10 protein-coding genes are annotated in these 12,830 nt (G+C 42.8%); 1 reads left to right on the plus strand and 9 read right to left on the minus strand.

What is annotated here, in order from left to right; genetic code table 11:
• Positions 1 to 205: 205 nt before the first annotated feature.
• From ACFPA1_RS06345 to proB, 7 genes are all read right to left on the minus strand, one after another.
• Positions 206 to 487, minus strand: a complete 282-nt coding sequence (locus tag ACFPA1_RS06345; protein ID WP_378581745.1) for a DUF1292 domain-containing protein — start codon at positions 485 to 487, stop codon at positions 206 to 208.
• 69 nt (positions 488 to 556) lie between these two features.
• Positions 557 to 1,930: a nucleoside recognition domain-containing protein gene (locus ACFPA1_RS06350; RefSeq protein ID WP_378581746.1), complete on the minus strand. Its 1,374-nt coding sequence runs from the start codon at positions 1,928 to 1,930 to the stop codon at positions 557 to 559.
• The gene (locus tag ACFPA1_RS06355) at positions 1,931 to 2,623 is read right to left on the minus strand and encodes a FeoB small GTPase domain-containing protein (protein WP_213140020.1); all 693 of its coding nucleotides are present in this window, start codon (positions 2,621 to 2,623) and stop codon (positions 1,931 to 1,933) included.
• The gene (locus tag ACFPA1_RS06360) at positions 2,613 to 2,867 is read right to left on the minus strand and encodes a FeoA family protein (protein WP_213115601.1); all 255 of its coding nucleotides are present in this window, start codon (positions 2,865 to 2,867) and stop codon (positions 2,613 to 2,615) included. Before ACFPA1_RS06360 ends, ACFPA1_RS06355 begins: the two co-directional genes overlap by 11 nt.
• A 138-nt stretch (positions 2,868 to 3,005) precedes the next feature.
• Positions 3,006 to 5,273: an ATP-dependent DNA helicase gene (locus ACFPA1_RS06365; RefSeq protein ID WP_213140019.1), complete on the minus strand. Its 2,268-nt coding sequence runs from the start codon at positions 5,271 to 5,273 to the stop codon at positions 3,006 to 3,008.
• A gap of 77 nt (positions 5,274 to 5,350) precedes the next feature.
• Complete coding sequence (locus tag ACFPA1_RS06370; RefSeq protein ID WP_378581747.1) at positions 5,351 to 6,592, minus strand: glutamate-5-semialdehyde dehydrogenase; 1,242 nt, start codon at positions 6,590 to 6,592, stop codon at positions 5,351 to 5,353.
• A 5-nt stretch (positions 6,593 to 6,597) separates the two neighbouring features.
• The gene (gene proB, locus ACFPA1_RS06375; RefSeq protein ID WP_378581748.1) at positions 6,598 to 7,710 is read right to left on the minus strand and encodes a glutamate 5-kinase; all 1,113 of its coding nucleotides are present in this window, start codon (positions 7,708 to 7,710) and stop codon (positions 6,598 to 6,600) included.
• A gap of 448 nt (positions 7,711 to 8,158) precedes the next feature.
• Here proB and ACFPA1_RS06380 point away from each other — a divergent pair, with 448 nt between their 5' ends.
• Positions 8,159 to 9,397, plus strand: a complete 1,239-nt coding sequence (locus tag ACFPA1_RS06380; RefSeq protein WP_378581749.1) for an MFS transporter — start codon at positions 8,159 to 8,161, stop codon at positions 9,395 to 9,397.
• A 39-nt stretch (positions 9,398 to 9,436) separates the two neighbouring features.
• On the opposite strand, the gene ACFPA1_RS06385 is transcribed toward ACFPA1_RS06380, so the two are convergent.
• Together ACFPA1_RS06385 and ACFPA1_RS06390 are read right to left on the minus strand one after the other, a co-directional pair.
• Positions 9,437 to 11,173 (minus strand): AMP-binding protein, encoded by a 1,737-nt coding sequence (locus ACFPA1_RS06385; RefSeq protein ID WP_378581750.1) that lies wholly within the window; start codon positions 11,171 to 11,173, stop codon positions 9,437 to 9,439.
• A gap of 41 nt (positions 11,174 to 11,214) precedes the next feature.
• The gene (locus ACFPA1_RS06390) at positions 11,215 to 12,819 is read right to left on the minus strand and encodes an acyl-CoA carboxylase subunit beta (protein ID WP_378581751.1); all 1,605 of its coding nucleotides are present in this window, start codon (positions 12,817 to 12,819) and stop codon (positions 11,215 to 11,217) included.
• Between the last annotated feature and the right edge of the window lie 11 nt (positions 12,820 to 12,830).

The raw sequence follows: 12,830 nt of genomic DNA on the forward strand, positions 1-12,830 counted from the left end.
CATTATGCCAAGTATTTTTTTATTCATACATATATTTTCCAAAAACAGATACGTCTTTGGTACTGAATTTATAAGGCTGGAATTATTCGTAAAATTCTAGATTGGGGAGTTATAAGCCTTTCATATCGACCGAACAAAATAATAAAACCCTGTTAAGGTCGTTATCAACTACAGATAACTCCCTAACAAGGCTTTAAATCAAAAATTACTCATCTTCCTCTTCCGCTTCCATCATTTCTTCAAAAGCAGCGACAACCTTATCAAATTCCTCGTCACTTTCAATGGCTGAAAAATCGCCATCTCCATCGACCTTTAAGAAAAAGATATCAATATCTTCTTCGCCAGCCTCAAGGATATCCTCTACAAATCCAACAGCCACATAATCGGTTCCCTCAAGGGTCATGACTCCGAGAACTTCGACTTCTTGCCCCTCTTGGTTCTCATCATCACTAATCGTAAAAATTTCGCCTACTTCAACTTTACTCATCGTAAATTCCTCCCAATAGAAAAATCCATCCTTATTCATTATCTCATTAAGGATGGATTTTAAACAGCATTATATTAAGCCAAGCATTCTGACTGTTTGTGTAATAACGAACGGAACGATAATGGCAATCGCTGTCGGAATAAGGAACGATAGGAAAGTCCATTTTTTACTTTTCGTTTCTTTATAGACATTCAGAAGTGTCGTCCCGCAAGGATAATGCAGTAAAGAGAATAACATCATATTTAAAGCCGTCAGCCACGTCCAGCCATGGTCCACTAAAATCTTTTTTAAAGCAACTAGACTATCAACCTCTGTTAACGAACCGGTGGATAAATAACCCATCAGCAAAATCGGAAAAACAATTTCATTGGCCGGCAGCCCAAGAATAAAGGCCATCATGATATAGCCATCTAGCCCAAGCAGCTTTCCGAATGGATCTAAAAACTGAACGGCGTACATTAATATGCTGGTGTCACCTATATAAATATTGGCAAAAACCCAGGTTAGGATTGCTGCTGGAGCGGCAACTTTCACTGCTCTTACCAAAACTGACCAAGATTTAGTCACCGAGGAACGAATAACGGTATCAAAAATTTTCGGCTTGCGGTATGGAGGCAGCTCCAATGTGTAATGTGTTGGAACCCCCTTTAAAGCCGTTTTGGATAATACCCAAGAGACAAAAAAGGTAACAATAACCCCAAACATAACAATTCCTATGAGGACACCAGTTGTTACAAGGGATTTCACTCCTCCTGTATAACTGGCTGCCATAAACAAGGAAGACAGAACAATCAGCGTACCCCAGCGCCCATTACAAGGAACAAAATTGTTAGTTAGGATAGCGAGCATCCGCTCCCGAGGAGATTCTATGATTCTCGTAGAAATAACCGCTGCCGCGTTACAGCCGAATCCCATTGCCATTGTAAGTGACTGTTTTCCATGCGCCCCAACCCTTTTAAATAACCGATCCATATTAAAGGCAACGCGCGGCAGGTAGCCGTAATTCTCCAATAAGGCAAACGTTGGAAAAAAGATGGCCATCGGCGGCAGCATTACGCTGATTACCCAAGTTGTGCCTCGGTATAACCCAAGAACCAGAATCCCATTCACCCACTCAGGAGCATGAATAAATGTAAAAAAGCTAGTTATATATTTTTCAAGCGAGCCAAAGAACTCTGCCAGCATCGCAGAAGGTATGTTGGCCCCTGCTATCGTGATATAAAAAACCAAACCAAGCATGGCAATCATAATCGGAAACCCAAGGATCGGCGAGGTGAAAATGGCATCCAATTTTTCAGTCCTAAGGTCTCGATCGGATTTGGTATAAGAAACACCTTCGCGGCATAATTGATGGCTTCGATCATAAAGCTGCTGAACGATATCGTCCCGCATCTTTGCCGTCGACAGCTGCTGAGCCTCACTATAAAGCTCTTGAATGTCCATTTACCTCACCCCTTCAGGTACGAACCGCTTATTTAATTCATTCAATAGGGCCTCATCCCCATCAAGCAAACGTAATGATACCCAGCGCGACGAAATACGGTCGCCAACCATCTCACGGACTTTTGGTTCAATTTTTCGAATTTGTTCCTCAATTTCATCCGAGTACTTCATCTGTGCAGGATGGCATTCAATTGCACCAGTTATAATGCGGTCAATTGTATCCAAAAGCAGTGGAAAACCTATTTTATTACGGGCAGAAATTTTTATCACTGGTACTCCCAAACGGTTCATCAGCAATTTTTCATTAATCTTGATGCCTTGTTTTTCTGCTTCATCAATCAAATTAATGCAAATAACTACATTCTTGGTCATTTCCAATACCTGTAGGGCGAGATTCAAATTCCTCTCAAGAGAAGTGGCATCTAAGACTACCAGAGTGACATCCGGCTTTTCAAAGACGATGTAATTTCTAGCCACTTCTTCATCCTTGGAATTGGAAAAAAGCGAATACGTTCCCGGTAAGTCAACCAATTGAAACACTTTATCCTTAAACGGGACACTTCCCTGTGCCATTGAGACGGTTTTCCCAGCCCAGTTTCCTGTATGCTGTCTAAGACCAGTCAAGGCATTGAACAATGTGCTTTTACCAGTATTCGGATTACCGGCCAAAGCAATTCGATATTCATTTCCCACTTGAAACCAGCTCCCCTTCAATTTTCGCACTTTCCTCTTTGCGAAGGGCAATGGTCGTTTGACTGACTCGAAAAGCAATCGGGTCGCCTAACGGGCTTTTCCGAACAACCTCAACCAATGCACCCGCAACAAACCCTAAATCTAATAATCTTCTTCGCATGACGCCATCTAGATTTATAGAAGTAATTTTTATAATATTTCCTTTTTCACCATTAACCAACTTAACAAGTTTTGGCTCATCCATCACTCTTGCACCACCTTCAAAGTTTTTACCTCGTGCAACTTTTTGTTAATTATATGATAAAGATTCTAATTTTGTCATCAAATTTGCAAAAATTCCGCAATAAAAAAAGCACTTTTTCCATTACTGGCAAAAAGTGCTTTAAATAATCGTATACGTAAGCCATTCTTCCGGCATGAGCGCTTGATATTTCCGCTGCAGAAACCGGTCATCAACAAGGACGATGGTACCCTGGTCCGTTTCTGAGCGAATCAGCCTGCCGCCTGCCTGCAAAACTTTGTTCATCCCAGGGATAACATAGGCATAATCATAGCCATTTTTATTTTTTTTGAAAAAATGATCCTTGATAAGATTCCGTTCAAAACATAGCTGAGGTAGCCCAACACCTACAACGACCACCCCATTTAACCGGTCTCCTTTTAAATCAATGCCTTCGGAAAAAATGCCGCCAAGAACGGCAAAGCCTACTATTGTTTGCTGTAAATCTGGTTTAAATTCAGCTAAGAACTCTTCTTTTTGTGCTTCCGTCATACCCGTTGACTGCAGAAGTAATTTCGCATTTTCATTGAACTGTTGAAACTGTTCATAAACCGTCATCATGTATTGATAGGAAGGAAAGAAAATTAGATAATTCCCCTGTTGGTTTCGTGTTAAAGAATGTATTAATGAAGCGATTTCACCCGCCGTTTGTTCCCGATCGTTGTACCTTGTCGATAATGGTTTTATGTAAACCTCAGACTGTTCTTTGGAAAATGGGGATTTGACTGACAGCTTATAGTCCTCTACTTCGCCACCAAGAATGTCCTGATAATAGGACATGGGTTCAAGCGTTGCCGAAAAGAATACTTTGGAGCAAAATCCTTTCCCCATTTGCTTAAGCAGGTTTGAAGGGTCAATGCAAAATAACTTGACCATTACGTCGTTTTTATTCCTCTCTCCATAGATGATATAATTCTCATCCAGTAATTGGAGAATTTTCAGGAAGGATTGAACTTGAAAGTATGCATCTAATAACGTTGGGGTGCTTCCTAATGCCAAAACCTTTTCCGCTTCCGTTACGAATACCTCCAATAGTTCTGAAAAAGGTTCTTCCAGCTTTTCCAACACAAATTCACTCTTATTTTCTTTTTTTAAAGCAATAAACCAGGCATTTATTTTATTGGCAATTTCAGAGATAGGTTTATTCAGTTCTTTGAATTCTCGTTTTATTTGCAGAAACATGTCCTTATTAATCGAAGCCGAAAACATTTCCCGGCCGCGGTCAACCAAATTATGGGCCTCATCCACCAATATTGCCGTGGATTTCTTTTGCTCTTCATACAATCTTTTTAAAGACACTTGGGGATCAAAGATATAATTATAGTCGCAAATGATGGCATCTGCTGCATAGGCAAGGTCAATCGAAAACTCAAATGGACAAACCGTATGTTTGCGAGCATATGCTTCAATAACATCGCGGGTCAGTTCGTTTTCATTCATTAAAATATCGAGAATGGCACCATTAATCCGGTCATAATAGCCATTGGCAAACTCGCAATATTCCTTCTGGCAGTTGGTTTCTTCTTTAAAACAAACTTTGTCCTTCGCCGTTATCGTGACGCTTTTCACGCATAGACCGCTTCTGTGCATTTGCGCGAATGCGTCCTCAGCCGTTGTTCGGGTAATTGTTTTAGCTGTTAAATAAAAGATTTTGTCGATGTGTCCCTCTCCGATGGCCTTTACGACTGGAAAAAGTGTTGAAATGGTTTTGCCGATTCCGGTGGGAGCTTTGGCAAACAGATTTTTCCCTTCTGCAATGGTTTTGTAAACAGCACCAGCTAATTTCCGCTGGCCTTCCCGGTAAGATGGGAATGGAAAGCGCAAATCTTTACTGGTTTCATTCCTTTTTGAACGGTGTTTTGCCTGCCAGCTTGCATAGGGTGCATAGCTTTTTATAACGTCGAAGACAAATCTCTCTAGTTCCTCTGCCATGTACTTTCTTTTAATATGTTTCTTTTCTTCGGTATCAACCTGGACATATGTAAGCTGAACATCAATTTCGGTTAGCTGATGATCCATCAAGTACATATAGGCATACATTTTAGCCTGTGCCCAGTGGACCGGATAGCCTTCGCCTTCTAGTTCATCAAAAGGGTGGGAAAATGATTTAATTTCATCGATGGTTACCTCTTCACCATAGAAAAGCAGCCCATCGCAGCGTCCATCAATAACATAATGAAGTCCTTCGAAAGGAATCTCGGTACGAAGGTAGACTTCCTTCTGATCACCTTCCTTATATGTCTTTTGTATTTTTTGATGGGCTCTCGTCCCCTCTATAAGCGTTGATGTCGAGCGAAACCGCGAATCAATGCTGCCGCAGCGAAAGACATATTCAACGAGGGTTCTAACTGATATACGGATTTCTTCCACGGAATCACCGGCCTTTAAACAACAGAATGTATGTTTGCACCTTTATTATAACAAAAAACTCCTCAAGCTGAGGAGTTTTAAGAACGAATCTGTCCAGTTCCGCGTACAATTGCTTTTGATGTTGTGATGACTTTAAGCCCCATCGGTCCGCGTGCATGCAGCTTTTGCGTGCTGATGCCGATTTCAGCTCCATAGCCAAATTGCTCACCATCGGTAAAACGGGTTGAAGCGTTATGATACAGTACAGCGGCATCAACAGCTCGGAAAAATAAACTAACGTTATCATCATTTTCGCTAATGATCGCTTCCGAATGCTTCGTTCCATATCGATCAATATGGTCAATCGCTTCTCGCACATCACCAACCAGCTTTACCGCAGCAATTGGAGCTAAAAATTCAGTATACCAATCGTTTTCCTCAGCAGGCTTCACAAAAGCATTCGCTCCCGCCAATACCTCATCCCCCCGCAGCTCTACTCCTTGGCCATGAAGAGCGTCTAATAATTCAGAAGCATAAGGCCATTTCTCATGAATTAGAATCGTTTCTGCTGCGTTGCAAACGGACGGGCGGTGCAATTTTGCATTGATGGCAATCTGGATGGCCATTTCCCGTTCAGCCGTTTCATCAATAAATACATGGCAGTTGCCGACGCCTGTTTCCAACACGGGTACAGTTGCATTTTGAATGACAGATTGAATAAGGCCGGCCCCGCCGCGCGGGATGAGCACATCCAAGTACTGATTCAGCCTAAACATTTCTGAGGCTGTTTCCCTGCTGGTATCCTCCAATAACTGCACGGCATCCGATGGAATCGCTGTTTCGGCCAAGGCAGCACGCATGGCGTGAACAAGTGCCTTATTTGAATTCAGTGCGGATGAACTTCCTCTCAACAAGACAGCATTCCCTGCCTTCAAGCAAAGACTAGCCGCATCCACCGTTACATTTGGCCGTGCTTCGTAAACCATCCCAATAACGCCAAGTGGAACACGGACTGTTTCAATTTGCAAGCCGTTTGGCCGTTCCCATGATTCGATTACTTCTCCGATAGGGTCCTCGAGACTAATAACCTGCCGGATTCCATCAACGATTTGATCGATTCTCTCAGAAGTTAGGAGCAGGCGGTCTAAAAGGGAATCAGATAGACCATTACCCTTGCCAGCTAAAATATCCTTTTCATTTTCCTGAAGAATCCATTCCTTTTCCTCAGCAATGCGAGCAGCCATTTGACCTAATGCATCATTTTTCTCACTAGTTGAAAGCATCCCTAATCTCTTAGAGGCAGCCTTTAGCAGCTTTGCCTTTTCGATTAATTCACTCATTCCATTCACTCCTCCCGTAAAATAACCCAATTATCACGATGAATCACTTCTGCACGCTTATTAATGGAATAAATCTTCGATTGTTCGCTTGGCAGCCCTTTTACCTTTTGTAAATCCTTTGAGGAAAAATAAATTTGCCCTTTTCCGATGGTTTTCCCCTTTTTGTTCCGGACCTCGACCACATCCATAGCGTTAAAATCACCAATGACGTTTGTAACCCCAACCGGAAGCAGGCTTTTCCCTTTTTGCACGATTGCTTGTTCTGCCCCGTCGTCTACTTCAATGACTCCTCCAACCTGTGAATGATAGGCAATCCATTGTTTTCTCATTTGCATTTGTGTTTGGAATGGTCCGCCGAGATACGTTCCATCCCCTTTGCCAGCTAGAATGTCTAACAATTTTTCCGGCCCCAAACCAGTTCCGACAAACACACTAACACCAAGAGACAATGCTTTTTTTGCAGCCAGAAGCTTGGATTTCATCCCGCCAGTCCCCAAAGAAGAACCGCTCCCGCCTGCCGCTTTCAGCATTTTCTCCGATACCTCAGGGATGAAATGATATTTCTTGGCATCCTTTGAGACTTTTGGATTCCCGTCATATATACCATTTACATCCGTTAAAATAATCAGGGCATTGGCATGAAGAAACCCGCTGACCAGCGCGGAAAGCATATCATTGTCACCGAATGTCAGCTCATCAATAGATACCGAATCATTTTCATTGATGATTGGCAGCATCCCTCGGTGAAGCAGCTCAGTCATTGTGGAATATAAGTTTTGAAACCGGACCTTGCTGTAAAAATCCTCCCTAGTTAATAACATTTGTGCGGGTACAATCTGAAACTGTTGAAACATCTGGTTGTATTGCTGCATTAACAGGCCCTGCCCAACAGCAGCGGCTGCCTGCTTCCCCGCAACTGTTTTCGGACGTGCAGGATAACCCAGAGAACCAAAACCGGCCGCAATTGAACCTGATGAAATAAGGATGACATCATGCCCTTGTTTTTTTAATAGGGCAAGTGCTTCCACATGATCGCGCATTTTTTCTTCTGAAATTGTCCCAGCCGGAGTCGTCAAAGAACTGCTACCAATTTTCACTACCACTAATTGTTTCTTCATTTTTAAACCCTTCTTTTTGAAAAAATAAAAAAACGATTCTTCTGCCCTTATACAAAGGACGGAAAAATCGTTTCCGCGGTACCACCTTATTTGATGCCATGCACCCACTTGAAACCTTAACGCGGACTAGACGGCTTATGTTTGCATAAGCAGCATTCATTAGGGCAGGTTCAACCTCTTCCCGTGAGAAACCTTCCAGCCTTTAGGGTTTCACTCTCTTGCACGTTCCAAAAATTTACTAGTCCCTTGCTTTTAATATAATTTCTTTGATTATCTTAGGAAAAATAGGAAAAGTCAATAGAGTTTTTTGAAAATTTGAAGTAATATTAAAATGAAGCAAAAATTGGGAAAATTTATAATTTTTAATCTATAATAATACTTCTATACTCGAAATAATGGTAAAATAAAAATTACAATACATTGTTAAAAATGTAAAGGAGCGTACTAAATGGAGCAAAAGAACAAAAATAATCTGCTTACATATGCCCTGATTGGAATGTTAACAACCGCCGTCGTACTGGCTTTTGCACGACTTTCATATGGGGTGATATTGCCATTTATGCGGGATGGATTAAACCTGTCATATAAAGAGGCTGGCTTATTAGGAACAACTACCTCGCTTGGGTATTTAAGCACACTGATTTTCGCTGGCATTCTTGCGTCTAAATGGGGCAGTAAAAGGACCGTTTTACTCGGTATTTCATTGGTTACAGCAGGACTCGCTGGGCTTTCTTTAGTCAACTCATATTTGTTAGCCTTTTTGTTTATGCTTTTATTGGGGATTGGTACTTCGTTTACCTTTACGCCCTTGATCACTTTGCTCGTTGCCTGGTTTCCACAGAAAAAAGGAATTGTCATTGGTTTAACAACTAGTGGAGCGGGAATCGGTATCCTTTTTGCCGGTATGATTGTTCCGTATCTAAGCAGTATTAATGGAGAAGCCGGCTGGAGATGGGCATGGGGGATTTATGCGGCAATCGGCCTTATGGTTGTCATATTAACGATGATTTTCATTAAAAACCCTCCTGTAGAGCCTGTATATGAGCATCAGCAGCAAAAGACACCGGCAAAGGAAATCTATAAAAATCCAAAGATCATTAATATTGGCTTGATTTACGGTGTCGTAGGGCTTACCTATATTGTTCAGGTTATTTTTATTATGAGTTATATGATAGATTCGGGACTAAGCGTCAAGTTTGCAGGACAGCTAATGGCTTTAAACGGGGTATTATCAATCTTAGGTGGTCCGTTTTGGGGATTTGTTTCTGACAGGTTCGGCCGGAGAAAATCGTTAATCCTGACAATGGGATTGACCATGCTCTCGATGCTCCTTCCTGTACTCTTTCCTACACAGCTTGGCTTCACACTTCATATCGTTATTATGAGCTGCACCTCCACCGGTCTTTTTACCTTAACCCAGGCAGCGAGTATGGACTATGTTAAGCCTTCTGAGATGCCGATTGCGTTTAGTTATGTCACATTCTATTTCGCTGTCGGTCAATTGGTCGGACCCACCATCGCAGGCTGGTTGATTGAAGATTTGGGCGGCTTTAGAACAGCGTTCATTTTCTCAACCATTTGCCTCGCTTTTGGGATCATATTAACGTTGAAGGTTAGAAATGCTGCTCAGAATGAACAGGTGTTAACAACTTTAAATACGGATTTAAAAGAACATGTCAGCCCATAATAAAAAAGCATCAAAATGATGCTTTTTTATTATGGGTTGTTATACGACTTCTTTTTCTTTCTCCAGTTCCTTCATTAATTCTTGGCGTAATTTATATTTTTCAATTTTGTTGGTCGGTGTCCTTGGAATGTCCAGGGTAAAGCGGATATGCTTCGGCCACATATATTTTGGCATTTTATCCTTCACCCAGATCCTTAATTCCTCTTCATCGATTTCTGCACCATTTTTCTTCACCACATAAATAGCGACGTCATCTTCATCACCGACTTCAGCCGGTACAGGAAAGGCTGCACACAAATCAATATCAGGATGGCTGTTGATAATATCCTCCAATTGATAGGAAGAAATTTTTTCACCGCGGCAGCGAATCACACCACCAAGGCGGTCGACGAAATAGTAAAAGCCGTCTTCACCTAGATATGCGGCATCTCCGCTGTGGAACCAAAGATTTTGAAAAGCATTTTTGGTCGACTCAGGCTTGTTGTAATATTCGGACAAGACAAGATGCGGCAGACGCGGGCGGAAGGCAATTTGTCCTACTTGCCCGACAGGAACCTCCTCATCTTTTTCATTCAAAACAATGACATCAAAATATTGGTTTGGTTTCCCCATGAACCCTTTATTTAATTCTTTTTTGCCGTCAATAATCGGAACTTGCTCCTTTTCGCAATTCGCAATAATCTCCTTTCTTGAAAGCCCTTTATAAAGGTGCATTGGGGTACCTTCACCCTCTTCTGTTTCCAAGATAATGCTCGACATAGGCGCTCCAGCTTCCGTCTGTCCAAACCCGGCTGTGACGATATCAAACCCGAATCGTTTGGCTACCTCATTGTGATATTTTGGCAGCGGCTGCATGTGGACTTTATTGAGGGTATTGAAACTGTCGTTTTCTGATGGTTTTGCATTCATCAGCCAAGGGATCATGACATCAAGTAAAATTGCTACACTTGCCCCTGATTTTTCAATCCTCGTCCAAAATTGATTAGGGCTGAATTTATCCCAGATCGCTACCGTACATCCTCCATAACAGGCTCTGGCAATATTGGCAAATGCACCACCGACGTGATACAACGGAAGATCGTTATAAACAACATCCTCTTGCGTCAAACAAGAGCGTAATCTTAATGTATAGCCATTCACCCATCGATGGGACTGAACGACTCCTTTAGCCGGACCTGTTGTTCCGGACGTATAAATGATATTGGCAATGTCATAATAGTTTAACTCGATATTGAGATTATGTGTTTCAGCCTGCAGCATTCGGTCAAAGGAAATTTCATTAAAAACTAGATTTAACGGGATATCCGCCATTTCCGCTATATAATCATGATCGCCTTCTTGGGGATTGAAGACAACGGTTGACAACTGTTCCACTTCTGAAGCAATTTCGTTTAAAATTGGTACCATTGAACGCTCGGTAAAAAGTATTTTTGGCTGGGTATCGTTTAACTGATAACTGAGCAGCCTTCCGCGGTAATTAAAATTAATCGGACTAAAAACAGCCCCGCATTTCCAAATTCCAAACATCACCATGGTAGTAACAAGAGGGTTTCTTAAAAAGACCGAGATTCGATCCCCCTTTTGGACTCCCCTGGCTTTTAAAGAATGGCCAATGCTATTGGCAATCTGATTGAATTTTTGATACGAAATTTTTTTATCTGATTCCCCGTAATAAATAAAGGTATTCTCCCCGGCTGTTTCCGCCCAATATTCAAGACATTTGGGCACGACTTCCTCACGGGAAGATAATTCATTTAATAATTCTGTCTGATTCATCTCTTCAACCTCCTCCATTATGCCATCTGTCTATTTATAAATTATGGTCTCATTCCGTGACTGGAAGGACCCAATTGCTGCGGGAGCAGCTCGTAGGCATCCCGGACCCATTCACAGAGCAATGGACGGGTGTCTCTAGGATCGATGATTTCCTCCACGCCAAAGGCTTCAGCTGTTCGAAGTGGGGATCGTACGGATTCCATTCGTTCCAATAATTCCTTTAGTAAAGCTTCAGGATTATCGCTTGCTTCAAGCTCGCGGCGATAGGCTACATGGACACCACCCTCAACAGGGAGTGATCCCCAGTCACCGGAAGGCCAGGCATATCTTAAGTTTAATCCGTGACCATTAGACATTCCTGCCCCGCCGACACCAAATACTCTTCTGAGGATAATTTCCATCATCGGTACAGTAGCCTGATAGATGGCTGAAATTGCGCGGACCCCTTTGCGAATCGTTCCTTTCTTCTCAGAAGGAAGTCCGATGATCATGCCTGGCTGGTCAACTAAGTTCACAATTGGTAAATGGAAGGTTTGACAAAGGTCGACGAATCGTTCGATTTTTTCTGAGCTTTCGGCTGTCAATCCGCCTCCATTGACAAACTGATCGTTGGCCATTACCCCAACCGGAAATCCATCAAGACGCGCGAAACAAGTGAGAGTACCACCGCCGTAATACCGTCCCATTTCAAAAATGGAATCCTTATCAAAAATCATTGGCAGGATTTCACGGATTTTATAAGGAACCCTGCGATTTTTCGGGATAACGGAAATCAACCGTTCCTCTCGCCGCTCTGGGTCATCATTTGATGGCAATACGGGCGGAAGCTGCCATACGCTTGATGGCAAATAGGATAGGAAAGTGCGAATCTGCTCAAAGGCATCTTCCTCAGACTTCGCCATATTGTCAACAGCGCCGCTGGTACGATGGATTTGTACACCGCCAAGTTCTTCTTTCGTTAAATCCTGTCCCATCCCAAATTTGACAACTGGCGGGCCGGCAACGAATAACTGGGACGTTTCCTCCACCATCACTGAAAAATGTGAAGCGGCAACCCTCGCTGCTCCGAGTCCGGCAACTGAGCCTAAGCAGGCAGCCACAACTGGCACGCGCTCCATGTTGCCTACCACCAAGTCCCAGGCAGGATTAACAGGAACATAGGTATGCCCCTCCATATCCAAGAACTTCACGCTGCCCCCGCCCCCGGTTCCGTCTACCAGCCGAATAATCGGAAGCTGCAGGTCATGTGCCAGACGTTCCGCATATACCTGTTTGCCGCGGATAGCGCCATCTGCAGCGCCCCCTCTAACGGTGAAGTCATCTGCACCAACAACAACCTTCCGGCCATTGATCCTTCCGGTGCCCAAGATAAAATTCGCTGGTGTAAAATCTATGACATTGCCATTCTCATCATATTTGCTCTTTCCGGCAATTGCCCCAGTTTCATGGAACGAACCGGTATCTAATAAACCATCAATTCTTTCTCTTACTGTTAATTTCCCTTGCGCTTTATGTTTCGCGACACGTTCTTCGCCGCCCATCTGGCGGGCGAGTTCTTCACGGCGCCGCAGTTCTTTAATTTCTGGTTCCCATGACATCTTGTTCTTCTCCTCCTTATGAGTAGAATCGATTAGTTTTTCCACCATTGATAACCTCC

The organism is Neobacillus sp. GCM10023253 (assembly GCF_042653105.1).
Taxonomy (GTDB): Bacteria; Bacillota; Bacilli; order Bacillales; family Cytobacillaceae; genus Neobacillus; species Neobacillus citreus.